Below are 22,648 nucleotides of genomic sequence, written 5' to 3' on the forward strand. Positions count from 1 at the left end.
AAAGGGCCGCCTTTTTTCAGTTGATTGAAGACTATTCTGCCGCGACGGCGTCTGCGATCTTTTCGACGCGAATTGCCGAGAACTTGAACTCGGGGATCTTGCCATAAGGATCGATGGCCGAGTTGGTCAGGATATTCGCCGCCGCCTCGACATAGGCGAACGGGATGAACACCATATCCTCGGCAATCGCCCGGTCGGCCCGCACCATGATTTCAATCGAACCGCGGCGAGTAGTCAGACGAATCATATCGCCCGGCTCAATCCCCATCAGTTTCAATGTACGCGGGTTCATCGAGCAGTTCGCTTCAGGTTCCACGGCATCCAGAACGTTGGACCGGCGGGTCATCGACCCCGTATGCCAATGCTCCAGCTGGCGCCCAGTGGTGGCGATCATCGGGTATTCATCATCCGGGGCCTCATCCGGTGGGATGACACTGGCTGGCGTGAACCGGGCGCGACCATCCGCACGTGGGAAACCATCGCCGAACACAATCGCCTGACCTGGGTCTGTCTCGGACAGTGACGGATAAGTTATCGTCTCCGTCTCAAGCCGTTCCCACGTGATGTTGTCGAGCGAATTCATCGTCAGCTTCATCTCAGCAAAGACCTGAGAAACATCGGAATAATCCCAGTTCAAACCGATCCGCTGCGCCAGCTCAACGGTGATCTTCCAATCCTCGCGCGCTTCGCCCGGAGGGTTAACGGCAGGTCGCACACGCTGTACCTGACGGTTGGTGTTCGACACGGTGCCGTTCTTCTCATAGAGCGCTGAGGCGGGCAGAATGATGTCGGCATAGTTCGCCGTTTCGGTCAGGAAGATATCCTGCACGATCATCAGTTCCAGCTTAGCCAGCGCGTCGCGCGCGTGACTCACATCGGGGTCGGACATGGCGGGGTTTTCCCCCTGGATGTACATACCCTTGATTTTGCCCGCATAAGCCTGATCGATGATCTCGGTGACGGTCAGCCCCTTCTCGTTCGAGAAGTCGCGGTCGTCATTCCAGACGTTGGTGAACTTGGCCCGAATGCCGTCGTCGGTAACGGACTGATAGTCCGGCAGGAACATCGGGATCAGGCCCGCGTCTGAGGCACCTTGCACGTTGTTCTGACCGCGCAACGGGTGAAGACCCGCACCGGGTTTACCAACATTGCCGGTCATCAGAGCCAACGAGATCAGGCAGCGCGAGTTGTCGGTGCCGTGGATGTGCTGGCTGACACCCATACCCCAGAAAATCAGACCGGCCTTGGCTTGTGCAAAGGTGCGCGCCACTCGGCGCAGTTGATCCGGTTCGATGCCACAGATCGGCGACATAGCCTCAGGCGTGAACTGGCGCAGGTGTTCTTTTTCGGCTTCCCAGTTTTCGGTCCAGCGGTGGATGTACCGGCTGTCATAGAGCTCTTCTTCCACGATCACGTTCATGATCGCGTTCAGCATCGAGACATCCGCACCCGGACGGAATTGAAGCATCTCATCAGCAAACTTGCGCATCCCAACGCCGCGCGGGTCCATAACGATCAGCTTGCCACCACGTTTGGTGAACTGCTTGAAGTAGGTCGCAGCGACAGGGTGGTTTTCAATCGGGTTGGCCCCGATGATGATCGCCACATCCGCGTTTTCGATCTCGTTGAAGGTCGCGGTCACAGCACCCGAGCCCACATTCTCAATCAGGGCCGCAACAGATGACGCGTGGCACAGACGGGTGCAGTGGTCGACGTTGTTGTGGCGGAAGCCCTGACGGATGAACTTCTGGAACAGATAGGCTTCTTCGTTGGTGCACTTGGCCGAGCCGAAGCCTGCAACGCTGCGCGGGTCTTCGTCGCGCAAGTCTATCAGCTTGGTCGCGGCCAAATCCATCGCCTCTTCCCACGTTGCTTCACGGAAATGGGTATCCAGGTTGCCGGGATCGACGTTCAATCCCTTGGCTGGAGCATCCTCGCGACGGATCAGCGGCTTGGTCAGGCGATGCGGATGGTGAATGTAGTCAAAGCCAAAGCGGCCTTTGACGCACAGACGACCTTCGTTTGCGGGGCCGTTGATGCCCTCGACATACTTCACCTTACCGTCTTTGACCTTGAGCGAAACCTTACAGCCCACGCCGCAGAACGGGCAGACGCTTTCCGTTTCCGAGTCGTAGTCCTTGCTGTCGCCTCGCTGCTGGTCATCCAGTACGGTTGCTGGCATCAAAGCACCGGTCGGGCAGGCCTGCACGCATTCACCACAAGCCACACAGGTCGAAGCACCCATCGGGTCGTTCTGGTCGAACACCACCTGCGCTGTGTGGCCACGACCGGCCATACCAATCACGTCGTTGACCTGCACGTCGCGGCAGGCCCGGACGCAGAGGTTGCAGTTGATGCAGGCGTCCAGATTGACGCGCATCGCAACGTGGCTGTCATCCAACAGCGGGATTTTCTCGGCCTCTTTCGCCGGGAAACGGCTGTCGCTGACATGGTTCAGCTTGGCCATATCCCAGAAGTGGCTGGAGGTGTCGTGCGCTTCCTCAGGCTGATCCGCGACCAACAGCTCCATGACCATCGCGCGCGATTTCTCGGCCCGGTCGCTGTCGGTCTTAACCACCATGCCGTCGGCTGCCGGACGGATGCACGAGGCGACCAGCGTGCGCTCGCCTTCTACCTCGACCATGCAGGCACGGCAATTGCCGTCGGGTTTGTAACCGGGTTGCGGCTTGTGACACAGGTGAGGGATAGTGAACCCCTGCCCCTTTGCGGCTTCCCAGATGGTCCAGCCCTCGGGCACGGTGACATCTTCGCCATTCAGGTTGAAGGTGACGGTCTTGTTTGGGCTTGCATCAAGCATGGCTGTCTCCCTCAGATTTCGTCAGCGAAATGTTTCATGACCAGGCGGATCGGGTTCGGGGCCGCCTGCCCCAGACCGCAGATCGAGGCATCGCCCATGACCTGACACAGGTCTTCCAGCAGTTCCTGATCCCATTTGTCGGCTTGCATCAGCTTGACCGCCTTTTCGCAGCCTGCACGGCAGGGCGTGCACTGGCCGCAGCTTTCGTCTTCGAAGAAGCGCAGCATGTTCAGTGCCGCATTGCGTGCGGTGTCCTGATCGGACAGAACCACAACCGCAGCGGACCCGATGAAGGTGCCATGCGGTTGCAACGTGTCGAAATCCAGCGGGATGTCATCCATCGATGCAGGCAACAGACCCGAGGATGGACCACCCGGCTGATAAGCCTTGAAGGTCTGGCCCCCGGCCATGCCTCCGGCAGCCTCGATCACGTCCAGAATGGTCGAGCCAGCGGGCAGAAGGTAAACGCCCGGCTTTGCGACACGACCCGAGACCGAATAGCTACGCAAACCCTTGCGACCGTTCTTTTCGGTGCTGTTAAGGCATTCAGGCCCTTCACGGCAAACTTTGGTCACCCAATAGAGCGTCTCGACATTGTGCACCAAGGTCGGACGGTCAAAGACCCCAACCTGCGCCACGAACGGAGGACGATGACGCGGCAGTCCTTTTTTGCCTTCGATCGACTCGATCATCGCGGATTCTTCACCGCAGATGTAAGCGCCAGCACCACGGCGCAGGTCGATATAGCCTTCTTCGACGATCCCGGCTTGTTCGAGCGCGGTAATCTCACGACACAGGATTTCCAGAACTGCCGGGTATTCGTCGCGCATATAGATAAAGCAGGTCTCTGCCTCGACGGCCCAAGCGGCGATCAGCATCCCTTCGAGGAAGACATGCGGCGTGCGCTCAAGATAGTAGCGGTCCTTGAATGTCCCGGGCTCGCCCTCATCGCCGTTGACAGCCAGATAACGCGGGCCTTCATTCATGCGAACAAAGCCCCATTTCTTGCCCGACGGGAAGCCAGCGCCGCCCAGACCACGCAGGCCCGAGGACAGTACGTCTTCCTGCACCTTCTCCCAATCGCCGCCCTCGCGCAGCTCTTTCAGTTTGGCGTAGCCGCCATTGGCTTCATAAACCGCAAAGGCTTCGTAATCGGGCAGATGGGCGTGGGTGTCATTCGCCGCAATCGCGGCCTGCACCTTTTCGGGGGTCGCGTGGTCGATGTGGTTGTGACCGATCTCCAGCACTGGAGCGGTGTCGCAGCGTCCCATGCAGGGCGCACGGACAACGCGGACCTGCGAGGCATCCAAACCCTCTTCCAGCGCTTTTTGCAGCTGCTGGGCACCGGCCAATTCGCAGGACAGCGAATCGCACACACGGATCGTCAACGCCGGAGGAGGCGTTTCACCCTCTTTCACCACATCGAAATGGGCGTAGAAGGTTGCGGTTTCGTAAATCTCAGCCTGCCCGATCCGCATCTCAACCGCCAGAGCGGCGATGTGGTCGGCGCTGATATGGCCGTGTGCGTCCTGAATCAAATGCAGAAATTCAATCAGCAGATCGCGACGTCGCGGGCGGTCGCCCAGCAGACGTGCAATTTCTGCTTGTGCCTCGTCCGAGAATTGACGGCCTTTGGGCGTGTGCCGCCCCTTGCCTTTACCTGACTTCCAGACGCCCTTTGGCGCGCCTGATGGCTTGGTGTCTAATGTTGCCATGATGCCCTCCGATTGAGGCCCCGTGTCTCATCAGACTAGCATATCGTCAAATCGCATATTTCAATCGCACGATAACGACAGTTTATCACCGCAAAGACGCCATCACTGTGCGTAAGGCCGCGACCGTGGGCAATTCCGGGTCACGAGTGAGCGTGGCCAGACAAATCGGCTTGCTCACCACGGGTTCGATCAGGGACAGCACCCTTGTGTCCTTCAGGTCGCCCAGCGCCCGCACCAGCACGCGTGGAATCACGGTGGCCGCTAGCCCCTCGCGTGCCATGACCATCGAGGCAGTGAATCCGCTGGTCTCGGCCACAATATCCGGGTGCAAGCCCTGTTCGGCGAATATCCGATCCAGAATCCGCCGGTTCTGCATCTGTGGTTCCAGCAGGCTCAGGGGAAACTCGGCCACGCGGGCCCATGGGATCGGGCCTGTCTCATCGGTCATATGCGACGGGACCAATAGGACATAAGTTTCTTCGTACAAGCGCTGCACTTGCCGTAGATCGGTACCGATACTGTCGCCATAAGTGATGCCAGCATCCAGACTTCCTTCGTCCAACCGGTGCTGAATGGCCGTTGCAGACATTGTTTCAATCCGGGTCACGATACGTGGATGCGCATCGCGCAACCGCTTCGTAAGACGCCCGGTGAAGGCAATCGCTGTAGGGATCACACCCAAAATAAGCGTGCCGGTGATCTCACCCTTTGCAGCGAGCACCTGTTGTTCCAAAGCCTTGGTGTCGTCGAGAATGCGCCGCGCGCGCTGAACAATCATCTCGCCCTCTTCGGTCAGCCCCTGAAATCGGTTTGCACGGCGAACGATGGAGACACCCAGCCGATCCTCCAGGTTTCGGATTCGCATCGAGAACGCAGGCTGTGAAATCCCGCATTCCTCAGCTGCCTTAGCGAAATGACGATGCCGCGCCAATGCGCTGAGCAATTGCAGGTCGCGGATTTCGATCATCTAGAGCTGTCTCAAGTATCAGGTCAAAATCCAAACTAACCACATTTCTGCACGAGAGAAATGTGTGAGATGCGAGCATCGTCAATTTGTTGGCTGCCACAGGATCAGCGCTTCAGATACATGCAATACTCGGGTGGTTGAGCCTGCCGAACTGCTGTTCCAGCCCAAATGAAACTAACAGGATCGCATCTTGCCACCTGAGCGGTTTTGACACTTCGCCATAACGCGCGATATGCCGGTTTAACAACAACATAGAACCGAATTATTCCATGAACCTTACGAGAAACCAAATTGAGGACTTCTTGGTGCGTGAATGCGTCGATTTTGATCCTCTCAATTCCAAAGAAGGTGGTGAGGTTGTTCAATGCTGGCATCAGACATTCGCCGGGAACGTAAAGAAATCAACCGGTTCCTGGATTCACAATCGCTTTCGCTGGCATGGTTTCAGTTACGGGTTTCAAATCGCGCGGGCGAGCGATGACGCTTTAAATGCCTATAAGAACCAGTGGCCTGCCGCGTATGTTATCTTTGATGAAGATATCAAATGGTCGTATCGCTGCGTCTCAGAAACATATCCAGATTTCACATCTTTTGGCGCGGATATCTACGTAGCCCACCACAACATGAAGTGGACAATGGCATTCACACACGAGCAACCCGATATCGGCCCGTTCTTCGCAGAAAATCCGAGGTTATAAGCTGAGCAGTGGCTGCTTTGGTGGCTTCTCAGGTGTTGAACAAAAAGTGCATCACATCGCCATCCTTGACGATGTAGCCTTTCCCTTCGGCCCGCATCTTACCCGCCTCTTTGGCACCTTGTTCGCCATTGGCAGCGATGTAGTCGTTATAGGCGATAGTCTCGGCGCGGATGAAGCCCTTCTCAAAGTCTCCGTGGATGACACCTGCGGCCTGTGGTGCGGCGGTGCCGGTGCGGATGGTCCAGGCCCGGGCCTCTTTCGGGCCGACGGTGAAATAGGTTTCCAGCTTAAGCAAGTCGTAGCCCGCGCGGATCAGACGGTCGAGGCCGGGCTCTTCCAGACCCATTTCCTCTAAGAACATCTGTGCCTCGTCGTCTTCCAGAAGGCTGATCTCCTCCTCGATCTTGGCACTGATAATGACATGAGCATTACCTTGCGCGGCAGCCATCTCAGCGACTTTGGCAGAGTACTCGTTGCCTTCGGCGGCCTCTTCTTCGGACACGTTGCAGACATAAAGCACCGGCTTGGTGGTCAGAAGTTGCAGCATTTTCCATGCCTTGGCGTCTTCATCAGACACTTCAACCAGACGCGCTGGCTTGCCGTTTCCCAGCATCTCCTGCGCCTCGGCCAGCAGGCGGTCCTGCTGTTGCGCTTCTTTGTCATTGCCCTTCAGCTTGCGCACCAGATTGGCGCGACGCTTTTCGATGCTTTCCAGATCGGCCAGCATCAGCTCGGTCTCGATCGTATCGGCATCGGCCACCGGATCAACGCGGCCATCCACATGGGTCACGTCACCATCTTCGAAACAACGCAGCACATGGGCAATCGCGTCAGTCTCGCGGATGTTTGCCAGAAACTGGTTGCCCAGCCCCTCGCCTTTCGAGGCCCCTTTCACCAGACCAGCGATATCCACAAAGGTCATGCGCGTCGGGATGATCTGTTTCGAGGACGCAATCGCCGCCAGTTTATCCAGCCGGTCATCAGGAACGGCGACATCCCCCACATTGGGTTCGATGGTGCAGAACGGGAAATTCGCCGCCTGAGCTGCCGCAGTTTTGGTCAGTGCGTTGAAGAGAGTCGACTTGCCAACATTCGGCAAACCCACGATTCCCATTTTAAAGCCCATGACGGCCTCCTGATACCATTCGAGCGCCGCTTCTAGGCAGGTCCGGTGCAATGCGCAAGGCAAAGTGCCTGAACACTGCCGCGAGTCTATTCTGCCACATCACAAAATCGACATCGATTTGTGTTCTTGCGTCCATTGAAAACATGCACCTACATTCCTCAATAAAACCAATACCAACGAACGACGGACATAGTAGGTAAAAATGAAATCCCTTGTTATTCTGGCTTTTGCGCTGACAGCCGCTACTGCAGCACATGCCCAATCCATCATTTTCGGAGCAGGCTACGCAGATTATTCCAGCGCTGAGAGCGAAGATCAGGCAATTGTTTCGCTGGAATACCAGCATCGCTCTTTCTACGAAGCGACCCGTTTCAGCGCCACCTGGGGTGCGTCCCTGTCTGTTGATACCGACGGTGACACGCATGTTGGCGCGGGCCTGATCGGGCTTTACACTTTTGCGGACCGTTGGTTCATCGAGGGCAGTGTCATGCCGGGATACTATAGTGAATCCAACGAACTGAATGATCTGGGCGGCAGTTTTCAGATACGTAGCTTACTGGGCCTTGGCTATACGCTGGAAAGCGGCAACAAACTGTCTGCCGCTATCACTCATATATCCAACGCCAGCACGCAGGAAGACAACCCAGGCGTAAACGCACTTTTGCTGAGATACCATTACGCCTTCTGATCGGAAGCCCACCAAGCGGGATTGATTTTCAGCGAAAGTTTCTGCACATCAGGTCCAAACCCGAGTGCAAGGATTTCCGATGACCCGTATTGACGCCAAATTCGACGCCCTGCAAAAGCAAGGCAAAAAGGCATTTGTAGCTTATGTCATGGCCGGGGATCCCGACTACGACACATCGCTGGAGGTCGTGAAGGGTTTGCCCGGCGCAGGTGTCGACGTCATCGAGTTGGGCCTGCCCTTTACCGATCCGATGGCCGATGGCCCGACCATTCAGGCTGCTGGCCAACGGGCGTTGGATGGTGGAATGACATTGCAACGCACTCTGGATTTGGCCCGCGCCTTTCGTGAATCCGATGACACCACACCGATCGTGCTGATGGGATATTACAATCCGATCTACAGCCGAGGTGTCGAGAAATTCCTGGCAGATGCAAAATCAGCGGGGATCGACGGGCTGATCGTCGTCGACCTGCCCCCCGAAGAGGACGAAGAGCTTTGTCTGCCCGCGCAAGCTGCCGGGCTGAACTTCATCCGCTTGGCGACGCCGACGACCGATGACCAACGCTTGCCTCGCGTACTGCAAAACACATCCGGCTTTGTGTATTATGTATCGATTACCGGCATAACCGGTGCCGCCGAAGCGCAGGCAACCGATGTTGGGCCCGAGGTCGCTCGGATCAAAGCTGCAACTGATTTGCCTGTGATCGTCGGTTTCGGGATCAATACGCCAGAAAAGTCTCGAAACATCGCGAGTGTATCCGATGGCGCGGTAGTTGGATCTGCCATTGTCAGCCAGATCGGTTCCGGAAAACCGGTGACCGAGGTTCTGGATTTTGTCAAAACACTGTCAGATGGCGCACACTCCGCCTAACAATTTCTTTCCATTTTCAGATGGTTCTTCACCGCAGCAGGCGCGCCGCCTACTGCGGTGTTTTTAGTTTTGGCCACGCGGCAACCAACTGCAGAAAGCGGGCATTGCAGTGTTTCAAAATAATTGGTAAAGAAACTTGACCAATCCTGCGAGAGCCTGATCAATGCCAGTCATTACTAATATCGAAGACCTCAAACGGATCTATGAGCGTCGCGTACCCCGCATGTTTTTTGACTATGCAGAAAGCGGCAGCTGGACCGAACAAACCTTCCGCGAGAATACGTCGGATTTCGAAGATATCCGCCTGCGCCAACGGGTCGCCGTAGACATGACAGGGCGCTCGACCGCATCGCAGATGATCGGGCAGGATGTATCCATGCCCGTTGCATTGGCTCCGGTAGGCCTGACAGGAATGCAGCACGCGGATGGTGAGATCAAAGCGGCCAAAGCCGCCGAAGCCTTTGGTGTACCTTTCACACTGTCGACCATGTCGATCAATTCGATCGAAGATGTTGCTGAAAACACTTCGGCCCCTTTCTGGTTTCAGCTCTACACTATGAAAGATCAGGACTATGTCGGGCGACTTATCCAGCGCGCGAAGGATGCGAAATGCTCGGCCCTTGTCATTACACTTGATCTGCAAATCCTTGGCCAACGACACAAGGACCTGAAGAATGGCCTATCTGCGCCGCCAAAGCTGACCCCAAAGACCATCGCCAACCTGATGACAAAATGGGCCTGGGGCATCGAGATGCTAGGTGCCAAGCGCCGAGAATTCGGGAATATCGTCGGTCATGTCGATAGCATCACAGATACGCGCTCGCTGGGCACATGGACCGCCGAGCAATTCGATCCCAGCCTCGACTGGGGCAAAGTCGAGAAACTGATGGAACAATGGGGCGGCAAGGTGATCCTCAAGGGCATACTCGATGCCGAGGATGCCAAAATGGCTGCCAAGCTGGGCGCAGATGCAATTGTTGTCTCAAACCATGGTGGACGGCAGCTGGATGGTGCGCTCAGCTCGATCCGGGTTCTGCCCGAGATCATGGATGCCGTCGGCAGTGATGTCGAAGTGCATCTGGATAGCGGCATCCGTTCAGGGCAAGACGTGCTGAAAGCTCTGGCGCTTGGGGCCAAAGGCACCTTTATTGGTCGCGCCTTTGTCTATGGGCTGGGTGCAATGGGTCAGAAAGGCGTGACAACGGCATTGGAAGTGATCCAGAAAGAGCTCGATACAACGATGGCACTTTGCGGTGAACGTAACGTAGCCGATCTTGGGCGCCACAATCTTCTAGTCCCGGAAGACTTTGGCGGTCGCTGGCAGGCTTGATCCTGCGCCTCCCACGTAGATGGAGACGCCGCATGGCCGCCCATTGAGCGTCTCGTTCAAGGTACTTGCAGCCAGATGAAGCAGAGGATCCGTCCTTCATCTGGCCGTAAATACCTCGGAGCGCGAGGCAGAGCCTCGCAAAATTTCTCGGGCTACAAAAAGCCCTTTCCAAACCAACTGAATCAAGCTAAGGACGCGGCTTCACGCGGGCATACAGCCTTGGAGGATGCCCGCCCTAACATTGGAGAATTATCATGGCTGGAGAGATTCCTGATCTCGTAGCTCTGGAACGGACGGGGACAGGCAAGGGCGCCGCTCGTCAAGCACGCCGCGATGGCATGGTTCCGGGCATTGTTTTTGGTGGCGACAAAGAGCCGCTGCCGATCCAGATCCCGTTCAACGTACTGTTCAAGCGCCTGAAAGCAGGCCGGTTCAAGTCGACCCTGTGGAACCTGAAAGTCGAAGGTCACGAAGACGTGCGCGTCATCTGCCGCGATGTCCAGCGTGACGTTGTCAAAGACCTGCCGACCCACCTGGACCTGATGCGCCTGCGTCGGACCACCAAGATCGCGCTGTTCATCCCCGTTGAATTCATCAACGAAGAAGAAGCCCCCGGTATCAAAAAGGGTGGCGTTCTGACCGTTGTCCGCCCCGAGGTTGAACTGCTCTGCACCGCCGGTGACATTCCTGAGAAGATCACTGTTGATCTTACTGGCATGGAAATCAACGACGTTGTCACCATCTCTTCGGTTGTGCTGCCCGAAGGCACCAAGCCCACCATCGATCGTGACTTCGTGATCGCCAACGTCTCGGCACCCACCGGTCTGTCGACCAGCGACGACGAAGAGGGTGATGAGGAAGAAGTGGCTGCAGATGAAGTTGAAGTCATCGGCCAGGAAGAAGAATAAATCCGGATCAAATCCAGATTTGAAACGGGGCGCCATCTGGGGCCCCGTTTTCTTTTGCGTGTACGGGGCTGGAAAACATCCCCTGATCCATGCAATGAGATAACGACGCGAGACTGTAAGGGACAAAGCGATGAAACTGTTTGTCGGTTTGGGAAATCCGGGATCAAAATACGCTCGCAACCGGCACAATATCGGCTTCATGGCGTTAGAGCGAATTGCCGAAGATCACAACTTTGGTCCATGGAAGTCCAAGTTCCAGGCTGAAATTGCCGAAGGACGTCTAGGCGGCCAGAAAGTGCTGCTAGTCAAGCCGCAAACCTTCATGAACCGCTCTGGCCAGTCAGTAGGAGAGGCAATGCGCTTCTACAAGCTCGACTCGACGGACGTGACCGTCTTTCATGATGAGCTGGACTTGGCACCCGGTAAAGTGCGCGTTAAGGCAGGCGGTGGCCACGCAGGCCATAACGGGTTGCGGTCGATCCACGACCATATCAGCCCGGCCTATGATCGCGTGCGGCTGGGTATCGGTCATCCGGGCCGCAAAGAAATGGTCTCGCCTTATGTTCTAAGCGACTTTGCAAAGGCGGATGCGGACTGGCTGGATGACGTGCTGCGCGGCGTCTCGGACGGTGCCACTTATCTTGCCGATGACGAAAGCGGGAAATTCATGAATGCCGTTGCCCTGCGCACTGCTCCGCCCAGATCATCGAAGCAGCCCACTAAACCTGATACGCCCCCCAAAGCTGCCGCCGAAGCCGTTTCAGCGCCCGATGAGCGTTCGGCCATGCAAAAGCTGCTGGATAAATTCAGATAATCATTCCGCAACGTTGCGCTTGCGCAAAGCCTCAGGCCAAAGTCCAATGTCAGAGGAAAAGAGAGGTGTCGAATGAAAACAGCGCTCAGATGGCTGCTGCGTATCCTGTTGACCTTGGCATTGGCAGCGGCGGTTGTCGGATTTTGGAAACGCGAGGAAATCCAGCGCCTGATGGCGGTGAATTCGCTGTTTTCAGAAGAAAAGATCGTCCACAACTTTTCGCATATGGACGAAGCCTTTCTTACGGTCACTCTGTCGCGTGGCAATGGCCCGACCTGGGAGCTGCCGTATGGGCCTGGTTTCGATCTTCCCGATGGAACAGATCAGTGGATCGAAGATCGCTCGGTAACATCCCTGTTGGTGATGCAGGACGGAGAAATTCGCTTCGAAGAATACTATCTGGACACCGGGCCGGATGATCGCAGGATCTCGTGGTCAATTGCTAAAAGCTATCTGTCTGCCTTGTTCGGTATTTTGCTGGATGAAGGCGCGATCAACTCGCTCGACGATCCGGTTGTGCAATACGCACCTGACCTCAAGGGCAGCGCCTATGAGACCGCCACGATCCGCAACGTGTTGAACATGGCCAGCGGCGTGACCTTTGACGAGGATTATTTGGACTATAATTCCGACATCAATCGCATGGGCCGCGTCGTGGCGCTGGGAGGTGAACTGGACGACTTCGCGGCTTCGTTGAAGGACAGTTTCGTCGCGCCGGGTGAAACATGGCAATATGTGTCGATCGATACTCATGTGATCGGAATGGTCATCCGGGGGGCAACAGGACGCAGCGTTGCAGAGTTACTGACCGAGAAAGTGATCGCACCGCTGGGGTTGGAGCGAGAAGGTTATTACATCACCGATGGAGCAGGCGTTGCATTTGTTCTGGGTGGTCTCAACTTCACAACGCGCGATTTTGCCCGGTTCGGGCAGTTGATTTTGCAGGATGGCGAACGCGATGGACGGCAGATTGTACCCGCGGATTGGATCGACGCAGCTACTTGGCCAAGCGCACCGACCGAACCGGGCAAGATAGGGTATGGCTATCAATGGTGGATTCCGATCGGTGCCCATGAAGGTGAATTCATGGCGCGGGGCGTGTATGGGCAGTACATTTACTTCGACCAGCCACGTGGGGTTTTGATTGTCACGACGGGCGCAGACCGAAAGTTCCGCGATCCCGGTGTCGGTGAGCAGAACATAGAAATGTTCCGCAAAATTGCGCGAAGCCTGTAAGATACCATCATGCAGAAGCAAGACAGCATCAATGTTCTGGGCGGCGTGCTCGCGCCTTGCTCGCGCAAACCATTAACCGGTTTCTTTCGCGACGGTGCCTGCAACACCTGCCCCGAGGATCAGGGAAGCCATACGGTCTGCGCCGTGATGACGGCAGAGTTTCTGGCTTATTCGAAATATGTCGGAAATGACCTGAGCACACCCCGGCCTGAATTCGATTTTCCTGGGCTCAAGCCTGGTGATCGCTGGTGCTTGTGTGCGGGGCGCTTTTTGCAAGCCCATGACGAGGGATGCGCGCCCAAGGTGCACCTTGAAGCCACGCACCAGAGGGCGCTGGATATCGTACCTCTCCATATTCTAAAAATGCAGCGCGCTGAAGACGAGCACTAGATGGCGATCGCCCGATATCCGCGAGACGTGCGCGACGGCGGCCCGGTTGGAAAGCCATGCTCGGACTGCAGATCCCAGCCCGAACGCGCGAGCATCTCCGCCACAATATCCGGTCGATAGGTTCGGTGCCGCCATTGGAACCAGATGATCGCATTACACCAATGTGGCTTGCTGACTACCAACCAAAGCGTTGCACCCGGTTCAGCCAGATCGCGCATGCGGCGCAAAGCATCTATCGGATCAACGCAATGCTCCAGAACATGCGCAGCCAACAGGCAGTCAAAACGGGATGCCGGATGGAACTCTTCCAAGCGCGATTGGACAGTCTCGGCGTTTCCACCGCGCCGTTGCAACGCTGACCCTGCCAGTTGCAGCATTCGGGCCGAAGGTTCCAAAAGCGTCACATGCCCTTCGCGCCGAATCACGGCGCGTGCTTCGGCAAAGGCTCCCGTACCGCACCCGATATCCAGTGCGTTACGGCCCAATTCGACCTGCGGGTCCGAGGATAGAAAACCCAGATAGGCATCGAAATACCCCAGCAGACGCATCTTGTCTGCCCAGCCCGGGGCGGCCTGATCGTATTTCTGGTCAAGTCGGTCGGGTCCGGCCTTTGAGGAAACACTGCACATGCAATGCAAACTGGCACAGTTCCTCAAAGGCGCAAAGCCTGTTGGGCCTGATCAGTCCGCTGCGCGACCTTCGGTATCCGACATATCAAAGTTCAGGTACCGTGCGACGGTCTGCACATCCTTATCCCCCCGGCCACACATATTCATGCAGATCAGGTGGTCCTTGGGCAATTCCGGCGCGATTTTCATAACATGCGCCAGCGCATGGCAGGGCTCCAGCGCAGGGATGATACCTTCGGTGGCGCAGCACAACTGGAACGCTTCAAGCGCTTCTTTATCCGTGATCGAGACATAGTTGGCGCGACCGATGTCGTGCAGCCAGGAATGCTCGGGGCCAATGCCAGGATAGTCCAGACCGGCCGAGATCGAATAGCCTTCGAGAATCTGCCCGTCATCATCCTGCAGCAGATAAGTGCGGTTGCCGTGCAGCACGCCCGGACGACCTCCGGTCAATGAGGCGCAATGCTCCATCTTCTCGTTCACGCCCTTGCCGCCCGCTTCAACACCGATGATATTCACATCCTTGTCGTCGAGGAACGGGTAGAACAGGCCCATCGCATTCGAACCACCTCCGATGGCGGCGATGATGGTGTCGGGCAAACGGCCCTCGGCCTTTTGCATCTGTTCCTTGGCTTCCTTGCCGATGATCGACTGGAAGTCGCGTACCATCGCCGGGTAAGGATGCGGGCCAGCAACGGTGCCGATGCAGTAAAAGGTATCGCGCACATTGGTCACCCAGTCGCGCAGAGCGTCGTTCATCGCATCTTTCAGCGTACCCCTGCCGGATGTCACCGGGATCACTTCGGCTCCCAGCAGGCGCATACGGAACACGTTCGGGGCCTGGCGCTGAACGTCATGGGCACCCATGTAGACAATGCACTTCAGGCCGAATTTGGCGCAGACGGTGGCTGTGGCCACGCCGTGCTGCCCTGCCCCGGTCTCGGCGATGATCCGGGTCTTTCCCATGCGCCGCGCCAGAATGATCTGGCCCAGCACATTGTTGATCTTATGCGCGCCGGTGTGGTTCAGTTCGTCACGCTTCAAGTAAATCTTTGCGCCGCCCAGATGTTCGGTCAGGCGTTCCGCGTAGTAGAGCGGCGAAGGGCGACCCACGTAGTTTGCCCACAGATCGTCCATCTCGGCCCAAAATGTGGGGTCATCCTTGGCTTTGTCATATTCCTCTTCCAGTGACAGGATCAGCGGCATCAGCGTTTCGCTGACAAAGCGCCCGCCGAAGATGCCAAAGCGGCCTTGTTCATCGGGGCCGGACATGAAGGAATTAAAAAGATCGTTGGCCATGGAAGTCTCCCTCGTCGTACCCGATGTTCATAGGAGGTGATGGAGTGATTTGCCATCGCAAAACGTATCATTCCGCCGCCTGAGCGCGCTGTTCCCACACCTGAAGTGCCTGAACTCGACTTGGAACAGCAATGCAGGGAAATTGACAGAACACATTGATATCGGCCAGACGGGTCGACGCGCGTACTACACGGCGATGAGGGCCGGAATATGCGAATGTCAGCATAGCTTCGACATCATGCCAGACTGTGTATGAAAAATAACAGCCTTGACGCACAAATACCTCGGCATGCAGGCACAGCGCGTCACCGCGTGCCTGCCGCAAGGATTGATGAGCGCGCCAGAAGAACTCGGGCCCGTGATACCATCGTTTAAGTGAAACTCCGCCGATCACTGCCAGCATGCTCTCCCCCATTTTGAGGAGATACGCAGGTTCGCGCAGATCAGATCAACTTGCCGCGTCGATAAAGGCGCGGATCAGCCCGGCATCCTTTACACCCGGAGAGCTTTCGACGCCGGATGAGACATCCACCTGCTGTGCGCCGGTCATTCGCACCGCTTCTGCGACATTGTCAGGGGTCAGACCTCCGGCCAGCATCCATGGCCTACGCCAGTATTTACGACCTGCCAGCAGGCGCCAATCAAAAGACAAACCGTTACCACCAGGCAGCTCCGCGTTTCGTGGTGGCTTTGCGTCGATCAACAGCTGATCCGCCACATCTGAATAGAGATCGATGGCCGCGAGGTCTTCGGCCTCGGCCACACCAATGGCCTTCATTACCGGCAGGCCGAAGCGGTCACGCACTTGCTGCACACGCTCAGGACTTTCTTTGCCATGCAGTTGCAACATATCCAGAGGCACGATCGAAAGAATGTGGTCCAGATCCTCGTCCGTCGCATTCACTGTCAGCGCCACCTTGGCGACGCCCGCAGGCACCTGCTGTGCCAATGTCGCAGCTGTCTGGGGCTCAACATGGCGCGGGGATTTGGGGAAAAACACAAAACCAACATATCCCGTACCCGCATCCACAGCAGCGCGCACGTGGTCAGGGGCGGTCAGGCCGCAGATTTTAACTCGGATATCAGCGGGCATCGTAGGGCCTCAGCTTGCCTCATCCAGAATGGCCAGCACATCATCCTGACCTTCATTCTGCTTTTTCTTGAGCTTCTTAACTTCACGCTCAAGCTTGCGCACTTCGCCTTGCTTCACGGTCACATCCTTGCGGTGTTTATGCTCGCGCAGCCATTCCCACAGGAAGCCGATGACCAGGCCGGCAACAACCCCACCCAGCACGACCAGAAACAGCGGCAAGGAGGTTGACAGGTTGAACCCCAGCAACTCGGACAAAGCATCCGGCATAAGCTTAAGTTCAACAATTTGGCGATTGGCCAGCGAAACCGAGACCAGAACGATCCCCAATGCAGCCAGAAAAGCATAACGAATGTAGCGCATCATGAGGCTAGGCTTTACCGTTCAAACGGTCCCTTAGCAACTTGCCAGTTTTGAAAAATGGAACACATTTTTCTTCAACCTGCACAGTCTCACCAGTGCGAGGATTGCGGCCTACACGTGCGTCACGCTTTTTCACCGAAAACGCGCCGAAACCGCGCAGCTCTACGCGGTCGCCGCGTGCCATGGCGTCGGTCACTTCTTCAAAAACGGTATTCACGATCCGCTCGACGTCGCGTTGATAGAGATGCGGGTTTTCGTCGGCAATTTTCTGAATCAATTCTGAACGGATCATACGCAATACCCTCCCAGGCGGACGATGTGACAAGCCTATTGTTCTGACAGTATAGGAAAAAACCCGGATCGGGGGAACGGATACTCTGCCAGCAAAGGCGGCATTTTGCGACAATCTCACGCGAATTTTTGCCCGTTGGCCTGATTTCCACACTTCATGCGCGAACGATAGGCAAATTAAGCCGACTATTTGGAAGATATTGATTCGCAACAAAAACGGCCCCGCACCATGGTGCGAGGCCGAATTTCATGTTTGGGATACGCCCCGGAATTAGTCGCCCGACTTCAGTGCTGCACCCAGGATATCGCCCAGCGACGCGCCCGAGTCGGAAGAACCGTACTGTTCCACGGCCTCTTTCTCTTCGGCGATCTCGCGTGCCTTGATCGACAGGCCCAGACGACGGGTCTTGCTGTCGACGTTGGTGACGCGGACGTCGACCTTGTCGCCGACCGAGAAACGCTCGGGGCGCTGCTCAGCACGGTCACGCGACAGGTCCGAACGACGGATGAACGACTTCATGCCTTCGTACTCGACCTCGATGCCGCCATCTTCGATCGCGGTCACTTCGACGGTGATGACCGAACCACGCTTCACGCCGCCCACGGCTTCAGCGAACTTGTCACCGCCCAGGGCTTTGATCGACAGCGAGATACGCTCTTTCTCAACGTCAACTTCCGAGACGACGGCCGAAACCATGTCGCCTTTGCGGTAGTTCTGGATCGCATCTTCGCCACGCTCGTCCCAGGACAGGTCGGACAGGTGAACCATGCCGTCGATGTCGCCTTCGAGGCCAATGAACAGACCGAATTCGGTGATGTTCTTGACTTCGCCTTCGACCTCGGTGCCCTCGGGGTGCGTTTCTGCAAACACTTCCCATGGGTTGCGCTGGGTCTGCTTCAGGCCCAGAGACACGCGACGCTTGGCGCCGTCGATTTCCAGAACCATGACGTCGACTTCCTGGCTGGTCGAAACGATCTTGCCGGGGTGGACGTTTTTCTTGGTCCAGGACATCTCGGACACGTGAACCAGACCTTCGACACCGGCTTCCAGCTCGACGAACGCGCCGTAGTCGGTGATGTTGGTGACGCGACCCTGATGGACCGAGCCCAGCGGGTATTTCGCAGCAACCAGATCCCACGGATCTTCCTGCAGCTGCTTCATGCCCAGGCTGATGCGGTGGGTCTCTTTGTTGATCTTGATGACCTGAACCTTGATGGTTTCGCCGATCGTCAGGATCTCGGACGGGTGGTTCACACGGCGCCATGCCATGTCGGTGACGTGCAGCAGGCCGTCAACGCCGCCCAGATCAACGAATGCACCGTATTCGGTGATGTTCTTGACGACACCCTCGACGGTCTGACCTTCGGACAGGTTGCCGATGACTTCGGCACGCTGTTCGGCACGCGATTCTTCCAGGATAGCGCGACGCGAAACAACGATGTTGCCACGGCGGCGGTCCATTTTCAGAATCTGGAACGGCTGCTTCAGACCCATCAGCGGGCCAGCGTCGCGCACGGGGCGAACGTCAACCTGCGAGCCGGGCAGGAACGCAACTGCGCCACCCAGATCGACGGTGAAGCCACCTTTGACGCGACCAAAGATTGCACCTTCGACGCGCTGGTCGTCGGCATATGCTTTTTCCAGACGGTCCCATGCCTCTTCACGGCGGGCCATCTCGCGCGAGATGACGGCTTCGCCACGGGCGTTTTCTGCGGCGCGCAGGTACACTTCGACCTCGTCGCCTACAGCGATTTCAGGGGCTTCGCCGGGATTTGCGAATTCTTTCAGATCAACGCGGCCTTCCATTTTGTAGCCTACGTCGATGATGGCTTGGCCGGCTTCGATCGCCAGAACCTTGCCTTTGACAACAGAACCCTCTTCGGGCGTGTCCATTTCGAAGCTTTCATTCAGGAGGGCTTCGAATTCCTCCATGGATGCGTTAGCCATGTGGCGTTGTTTTCCTTTACATAACGTTTTTGCTGGCCGAGCGGTTGTCTCCGCCGGTCTTGTTTCATGATGCCTGAATGCGTGATCCAGAACGCGCCCGAGCTAACAAACACAAAGGGCCGAGGTAACCCGGCCCTGCTCAGATACGTCATCCGGACGTTAACCGCCCTTGTTCAGACAGCGCGCGTATAGGCGGATTCCGTGTCATGTGCAAGAGCAAAGCCCTTAAACACTGGCCAATCCCACAAAATCCGAACATCGGGTCCGGGCATCGAAGCAAACGCGATCCGATCCCCGGCCTTCTTTGTCAGTTCTGCCGAATGATACCATGCGGCGCTAGAACAGTTGCAGATCCTTCTTGCCGCTTTGAATCTCAGCGAGGTTTGGCATGTTCTCGATCACCACGGGTGCCGGTTTCGCGCCCGGCATTGCGACAGTCGGCTGCCCCATTGCGGCCTTGCCAAAGGCAGGCTTCTCCAACTCGCCCCGGATATCTCGCAGCAGGGTTTTGTGATCCGGCATGGTCTTGAGGATCTGCGCAAGGTCCATTTTTGCCCCCTTCCACCACTGGAACCAAATCGGTTTCTTCAGCGGTCGCAGACGATCACGGATACCTTCGCCATAGCCCGTATCATACACCTGTTTGCCCAGAAGAACCGTCTGATAGACGCGGAAATTGAACAGCGTCGCAAACTCGATATCGTGTTCCATCGGCAGACGATGCTGCCACAGCTCAAGGTTCTCGGCCAACCGATCCGGAATCTTCATCTTGGTGCGGGCGTCGATCCAATATTGATCATCGGTGCGGTTACCCAACCGGTAGTGCAGGCAGATAAAATCCAGTACCTCGTCATAAAGCTTGTTCATCTGCCGGTTATATCGGTTGCGCAGCGCGGGCTCGATATCGCGGGTCGGCAGATGCTCGGCAAACCAGCGGATCGCGTGATCGATCATGTGGATCGCGGTACTTTCAAGCGGTTCGATAAATCCACCAGACAAACCGATCGCCAAGCAGTTCTTAACCCAGGCATTGCGGACACGACCAACACGCATGGGGATCACGCGCGGTGTCAGCCCCTTGCCGCTGTCGCCCAACCAGTCAAGATATTCGTCCGCCGCCTGATCATCGGTCCGATGCGCGGATGAATACACATATCCCGTACCTACACGATTGTAGAGCGGCACACGCCACGTCCAACCCGCACCAAGCGCGGTCGAGCGTGTAACGCTTTCGATCTTTTCGGGGTTAGGGTGCTCGATCTGCAAGGCCATGGCACGGTCGTTGGGCAAGTAGTCCGAGTAATCCATGAACGGCTCGCCCAACGCTTGATTGATGATCAACCCCCGGAAGCCGGTGCAATCTATGACCATCTCAATGTCATGGCGTCCCTTGCGCTCTAACATCAGGTGACTGACATTGCCCTGCTCGTCCAATTCGACCGATTGCACTTCGTCTTGAATATGCTCTACGCCGCGCTTGGCGCAGACCTTTGTTAGCATGCCCGCAAACTTCACGGCATCCAGATGATAAGCATAGCCAAACCGCTGCTCGAATTCAGGTGCACCCAAAGGACGCGCACCCTTGCACAACCGGGCCAGATCATCATGCGGTGAGATTGACTGCGTGAAATCCCGATCCCCGTTACCAAAACGCAGAAAATACTCGGCAGCCTCCAACCCCTCCAGCAATTGACCATGGGCAAACGGGTTTACGTAGTCGATCCGATTGCCCTTGGCGTCGTTGTTCCAATTGCAGAACTTAACTCCCAACTTGAACGATGCGTTGGTTTCGCGGAAGAAATCCCGCTCTGATATGCCCGCCTGACGGAGCGTGACCGGCATACGCGGCACCGTCGCTTCACCGACACCCACAGTCGAGATGTTGGGGCTTTCGATCAAGCAAATGCGTGGGCGATCCTTGGGTGCTGACGTGCGGGAGAACACCATGTCCAGGATGAGCGCAGTCATCCAACCCGCCGTACCACCACCCACGATGGTGATCTTACGCAAACGATTATTCATATTTTTTGTCCCTGTTGGCTTGGGATTTTGTAGCTGCCTCCCCTTTTTTTTGAGTGTTGGGGATTTAACAGCAGCTTTCCCTTATTTAGCTGTGGGAAGACTATAACAGCTTTCAAGCATCCAGCTAGAGCCTATGACATCCATGGTCGCAGGCACATTCGTCATCAGAATTCAGGCTATGCGCCTACTTTGGACAAGTGTCAGATTTCCTCACCCTTCTTCAGAAGTTCTTCGATCAGCTCACGCTGCAGATCATGGCTGTCGCCCCCTCCGAATTCCGCCGCGCCACCGGTGTACAATGTGCCATAGGTGTTGGCGATATTCACAGTCTGGGCCAGCCCCGAGATCAACTGATCCCTTTGCAACAGCGAAAGCGGGTGAATGAACGCAGCCCATAAGGTGCCATTTGCGATCGCATAGCGCGCATCCAGCGTGCTGTCGAAATTTGCCTGCATCATCCGTTGCAAATCGGCTGGCGACAAATCCGCAGCACTGCCAATCGCGACCATCGCCCGCATGCGATCAGCATTGGTATCGGTGACAACCAGCACCGTCACATCAGATATCGTCAACTCAAACCCCGGCCCGATCGGTTGCGCCTCGGGATCTAGCGCAAAGATGATTTTTCCCAGACGCTCGTAAGTCATCGGAGGTTCGGCCTCGGGCACCGGCGTATCTGATTGCTGCGCAGCTACGCTACCTGCAAGAAAGAACAAAAACAGGGCTAGTCTGATCATGGGCCACTCCTACGGTTGTCCAACAAGCTTAGGCGGCCATCGGACAGGTGGCCAAACAAAGCTATGTGATCAGTTTTGCGAAACGTCCTGATCTACGAACGATCTGCAAAGTATTGCGGCCTATCTGCGATTACCCGTCCGAGGAGCCTTTCCTAACTTAGTGACATTGGCTTGGGGCGGACCCGAGCCTTGAACCAAAATGGAAAGGATTCCTGCTATGAAATCGCTCGCACTTACTGCATTAGCCGCAACTCTGGCCCTGGCAGCTCCGGCTTTTGCCGCAGACGAAATCAACGTCTCCAAAGGCCTGTCGGCGGCTGGTGCACCCCTGGCAGCCCATGGCGTCGATCTGGTCGCGCTTGTCAACAATGGCAATCCGGTAGAAGGCTTCGCCAATCATTCGGCGACTTATGACGGCGCATCCTATTACTTCACCAGCGCGGAAAACCTTGAAGCGTTCGAGGCCAATCCGGCGGCTTACTTGCCCCAGCACGGTGGCTATTGTTCGTTCGGGGTGTCTGTTGGCAAAAAGTTCGACGGCGACCCGGATCAGTACCTGATCGCAGACGGCAAGCTGTATCTGTTCCTGAATGCTGATACCCGCGCTGCTTTCCTGAAAGACGTCACCAGCACCGCTAAAACCGCAGATGACCAGTGGGCCAATATCAAGAGCATCGCAGTTGGTGAATTGTAACTGACGGACCCTTG

22 protein-coding genes are annotated in these 22,648 nt (G+C 56.5%); 9 read left to right on the forward strand and 13 right to left on the reverse strand.

Features of this window, described 5'->3' with window-relative positions:
- Nucleotides 1-31 precede the first annotated feature (31 nt).
- From fdhF to ACR0AW_RS07520, 3 genes are all read right to left on the reverse strand, one after another.
- Nucleotides 32-2,818, reverse strand: coding sequence for a formate dehydrogenase subunit alpha (gene fdhF / locus ACR0AW_RS07510; protein WP_170733286.1), 2,787 nt, complete (start codon nt 2,816-2,818; stop codon nt 32-34).
- An 11-nt stretch (nt 2,819-2,829) separates the two neighbouring features.
- Complete coding sequence (locus ACR0AW_RS07515; RefSeq protein ID WP_170733287.1) at nt 2,830-4,533, reverse strand: NAD(P)H-dependent oxidoreductase subunit E; 1,704 nt, start codon at nt 4,531-4,533, stop codon at nt 2,830-2,832.
- 85 nt (nt 4,534-4,618) lie between these two features.
- Complete coding sequence (locus ACR0AW_RS07520; RefSeq protein ID WP_170404498.1) at nt 4,619-5,500, reverse strand: LysR family transcriptional regulator; 882 nt, start codon at nt 5,498-5,500, stop codon at nt 4,619-4,621.
- A 269-nt stretch (nt 5,501-5,769) separates the two neighbouring features.
- Here ACR0AW_RS07520 and ACR0AW_RS07525 point away from each other — a divergent pair, with 269 nt between their 5' ends.
- Nucleotides 5,770-6,198 (forward strand): DUF4275 family protein, encoded by a 429-nt coding sequence (locus ACR0AW_RS07525; RefSeq protein ID WP_170733288.1) that lies wholly within the window; start codon nt 5,770-5,772, stop codon nt 6,196-6,198.
- Nucleotides 6,199-6,226: 28 nt separating this feature from the next.
- On the opposite strand, the gene ychF is transcribed toward ACR0AW_RS07525, so the two are convergent.
- Nucleotides 6,227-7,324 (reverse strand): redox-regulated ATPase YchF, encoded by a 1,098-nt coding sequence (gene ychF / locus ACR0AW_RS07530; protein WP_170511460.1) that lies wholly within the window; start codon nt 7,322-7,324, stop codon nt 6,227-6,229.
- Nucleotides 7,325-7,526: 202 nt separating this feature from the next.
- On the opposite strand from ychF, the gene ACR0AW_RS07535 reads away from it, so the two are divergent.
- The 7 genes from ACR0AW_RS07535 to ACR0AW_RS07565 all read left to right on the forward strand — a co-directional run bounded on the left by ACR0AW_RS07535 (nt 7,527) and on the right by ACR0AW_RS07565 (nt 13,561).
- Nucleotides 7,527-8,012 carry an acyloxyacyl hydrolase gene (locus ACR0AW_RS07535; protein ID WP_170733289.1) on the forward strand — a complete coding sequence of 162 codons (486 nt, stop codon included), beginning with the start codon at nt 7,527-7,529 and terminating at the stop codon, nt 8,010-8,012.
- Nucleotides 8,013-8,091: 79 nt separating this feature from the next.
- Entirely contained in the window at nt 8,092-8,883 is a 792-nt protein-coding gene (gene trpA / locus ACR0AW_RS07540; protein ID WP_170404505.1) for a tryptophan synthase subunit alpha, read from the forward strand.
- Between the two features lie 163 nt (nt 8,884-9,046).
- Nucleotides 9,047-10,213 carry an alpha-hydroxy acid oxidase gene (locus ACR0AW_RS07545; protein ID WP_170397492.1) on the forward strand — a complete coding sequence of 389 codons (1,167 nt, stop codon included), beginning with the start codon at nt 9,047-9,049 and terminating at the stop codon, nt 10,211-10,213.
- A gap of 254 nt (nt 10,214-10,467) precedes the next feature.
- On the forward strand, nt 10,468-11,121 hold the full coding sequence (locus ACR0AW_RS07550; RefSeq protein ID WP_170397494.1) for a 50S ribosomal protein L25/general stress protein Ctc: 654 nt from the start codon (nt 10,468-10,470) through the stop codon (nt 11,119-11,121).
- 130 nt (nt 11,122-11,251) lie between these two features.
- A complete protein-coding gene (gene pth, locus ACR0AW_RS07555) occupies nt 11,252-11,935 on the forward strand; it encodes an aminoacyl-tRNA hydrolase (RefSeq protein ID WP_170397497.1) in 684 nt (227 codons plus the stop codon).
- 72 nt (nt 11,936-12,007) lie between these two features.
- Nucleotides 12,008-13,171, forward strand: coding sequence for a serine hydrolase domain-containing protein (locus ACR0AW_RS07560; RefSeq protein ID WP_170636455.1), 1,164 nt, complete (start codon nt 12,008-12,010; stop codon nt 13,169-13,171).
- A 9-nt stretch (nt 13,172-13,180) separates the two neighbouring features.
- A complete protein-coding gene (locus ACR0AW_RS07565; protein WP_170397502.1) occupies nt 13,181-13,561 on the forward strand; it encodes a DUF2237 family protein in 381 nt (126 codons plus the stop codon).
- Here ACR0AW_RS07565 and ACR0AW_RS07570 read toward each other — a convergent pair.
- The 9 genes from ACR0AW_RS07570 to ACR0AW_RS07610 all read right to left on the reverse strand — a co-directional run bounded on the left by ACR0AW_RS07570 (nt 13,558) and on the right by ACR0AW_RS07610 (nt 21,940).
- Nucleotides 13,558-14,190, reverse strand: coding sequence for a class I SAM-dependent methyltransferase (locus ACR0AW_RS07570; RefSeq protein ID WP_170733290.1), 633 nt, complete (start codon nt 14,188-14,190; stop codon nt 13,558-13,560). The genes ACR0AW_RS07565 and ACR0AW_RS07570 overlap by 4 nt on opposite strands.
- Before the next feature lie 51 nt (nt 14,191-14,241).
- A complete protein-coding gene (trpB, locus tag ACR0AW_RS07575) occupies nt 14,242-15,489 on the reverse strand; it encodes a tryptophan synthase subunit beta (RefSeq protein ID WP_170397508.1) in 1,248 nt (415 codons plus the stop codon).
- A 67-nt stretch (nt 15,490-15,556) separates the two neighbouring features.
- Complete coding sequence (locus ACR0AW_RS07580) at nt 15,557-15,892, reverse strand: hypothetical protein (RefSeq protein ID WP_170424385.1); 336 nt, start codon at nt 15,890-15,892, stop codon at nt 15,557-15,559.
- A 45-nt stretch (nt 15,893-15,937) separates the two neighbouring features.
- Nucleotides 15,938-16,582, reverse strand: a complete 645-nt coding sequence (locus ACR0AW_RS07585; protein WP_170733291.1) for a phosphoribosylanthranilate isomerase — start codon at nt 16,580-16,582, stop codon at nt 15,938-15,940.
- Between the two features lie 9 nt (nt 16,583-16,591).
- A complete protein-coding gene (locus tag ACR0AW_RS07590; RefSeq protein ID WP_170397774.1) occupies nt 16,592-16,942 on the reverse strand; it encodes a LapA family protein in 351 nt (116 codons plus the stop codon).
- 7 nt (nt 16,943-16,949) lie between these two features.
- Nucleotides 16,950-17,234, reverse strand: a complete 285-nt coding sequence (ihfB, locus tag ACR0AW_RS07595) for an integration host factor subunit beta (RefSeq protein WP_050603110.1) — start codon at nt 17,232-17,234, stop codon at nt 16,950-16,952.
- A gap of 270 nt (nt 17,235-17,504) precedes the next feature.
- Nucleotides 17,505-19,181 carry a 30S ribosomal protein S1 gene (gene rpsA, locus ACR0AW_RS07600; RefSeq protein WP_039532111.1) on the reverse strand — a complete coding sequence of 559 codons (1,677 nt, stop codon included), beginning with the start codon at nt 19,179-19,181 and terminating at the stop codon, nt 17,505-17,507.
- A 336-nt stretch (nt 19,182-19,517) separates the two neighbouring features.
- Complete coding sequence (locus tag ACR0AW_RS07605) at nt 19,518-21,203, reverse strand: tryptophan halogenase family protein (protein WP_170733292.1); 1,686 nt, start codon at nt 21,201-21,203, stop codon at nt 19,518-19,520.
- Nucleotides 21,204-21,403: 200 nt separating this feature from the next.
- Complete coding sequence (locus ACR0AW_RS07610) at nt 21,404-21,940, reverse strand: hypothetical protein (RefSeq protein WP_170404529.1); 537 nt, start codon at nt 21,938-21,940, stop codon at nt 21,404-21,406.
- Between the two features lie 217 nt (nt 21,941-22,157).
- On the opposite strand from ACR0AW_RS07610, the gene ACR0AW_RS07615 reads away from it, so the two are divergent.
- Nucleotides 22,158-22,634 carry a YHS domain-containing (seleno)protein gene (locus tag ACR0AW_RS07615; protein ID WP_170511473.1) on the forward strand — a complete coding sequence of 159 codons (477 nt, stop codon included), beginning with the start codon at nt 22,158-22,160 and terminating at the stop codon, nt 22,632-22,634.
- Nucleotides 22,635-22,648 lie beyond the last annotated feature (14 nt).

The organism is Ruegeria sp. C5, from assembly GCF_056537605.1.

Coding starts and splice junctions, on each gene's coding strand:
- fdhF (WP_170733286.1), bottom strand. CDS start 2,818: ATGCTTGATGCAAGCCCAAACAAGACCGTCACCTTCAACCTGAATGGC.
- ACR0AW_RS07515 (WP_170733287.1), bottom strand. CDS start 4,533: ATGGCAACATTAGACACCAAGCCATCAGGCGCGCCAAAGGGCGTCTGG.
- ACR0AW_RS07520 (WP_170404498.1), bottom strand. CDS start 5,500: ATGATCGAAATCCGCGACCTGCAATTGCTCAGCGCATTGGCGCGGCAT.
- ACR0AW_RS07525 (WP_170733288.1), top strand. CDS start 5,770: ATGAACCTTACGAGAAACCAAATTGAGGACTTCTTGGTGCGTGAATGC.
- ychF (WP_170511460.1), bottom strand. CDS start 7,324: ATGGGCTTTAAAATGGGAATCGTGGGTTTGCCGAATGTTGGCAAGTCG.
- ACR0AW_RS07535 (WP_170733289.1), top strand. CDS start 7,527: ATGAAATCCCTTGTTATTCTGGCTTTTGCGCTGACAGCCGCTACTGCA.
- trpA (WP_170404505.1), top strand. CDS start 8,092: ATGACCCGTATTGACGCCAAATTCGACGCCCTGCAAAAGCAAGGCAAA.
- ACR0AW_RS07545 (WP_170397492.1), top strand. CDS start 9,047: ATGCCAGTCATTACTAATATCGAAGACCTCAAACGGATCTATGAGCGT.
- ACR0AW_RS07550 (WP_170397494.1), top strand. CDS start 10,468: ATGGCTGGAGAGATTCCTGATCTCGTAGCTCTGGAACGGACGGGGACA.
- pth (WP_170397497.1), top strand. CDS start 11,252: ATGAAACTGTTTGTCGGTTTGGGAAATCCGGGATCAAAATACGCTCGC.
- ACR0AW_RS07560 (WP_170636455.1), top strand. CDS start 12,008: ATGAAAACAGCGCTCAGATGGCTGCTGCGTATCCTGTTGACCTTGGCA.
- ACR0AW_RS07565 (WP_170397502.1), top strand. CDS start 13,181: ATGCAGAAGCAAGACAGCATCAATGTTCTGGGCGGCGTGCTCGCGCCT.
- ACR0AW_RS07570 (WP_170733290.1), bottom strand. CDS start 14,190: ATGTGCAGTGTTTCCTCAAAGGCCGGACCCGACCGACTTGACCAGAAA.
- trpB (WP_170397508.1), bottom strand. CDS start 15,489: ATGGCCAACGATCTTTTTAATTCCTTCATGTCCGGCCCCGATGAACAA.
- ACR0AW_RS07580 (WP_170424385.1), bottom strand. CDS start 15,892: ATGCTGGCAGTGATCGGCGGAGTTTCACTTAAACGATGGTATCACGGG.
- ACR0AW_RS07585 (WP_170733291.1), bottom strand. CDS start 16,582: ATGCCCGCTGATATCCGAGTTAAAATCTGCGGCCTGACCGCCCCTGAC.
- ACR0AW_RS07590 (WP_170397774.1), bottom strand. CDS start 16,942: ATGCGCTACATTCGTTATGCTTTTCTGGCTGCATTGGGGATCGTTCTG.
- ihfB (WP_050603110.1), bottom strand. CDS start 17,234: ATGATCCGTTCAGAATTGATTCAGAAAATTGCCGACGAAAACCCGCAT.
- rpsA (WP_039532111.1), bottom strand. CDS start 19,181: ATGGCTAACGCATCCATGGAGGAATTCGAAGCCCTCCTGAATGAAAGC.
- ACR0AW_RS07605 (WP_170733292.1), bottom strand. CDS start 21,203: ATGAATAATCGTTTGCGTAAGATCACCATCGTGGGTGGTGGTACGGCG.
- ACR0AW_RS07610 (WP_170404529.1), bottom strand. CDS start 21,940: ATGATCAGACTAGCCCTGTTTTTGTTCTTTCTTGCAGGTAGCGTAGCT.
- ACR0AW_RS07615 (WP_170511473.1), top strand. CDS start 22,158: ATGAAATCGCTCGCACTTACTGCATTAGCCGCAACTCTGGCCCTGGCA.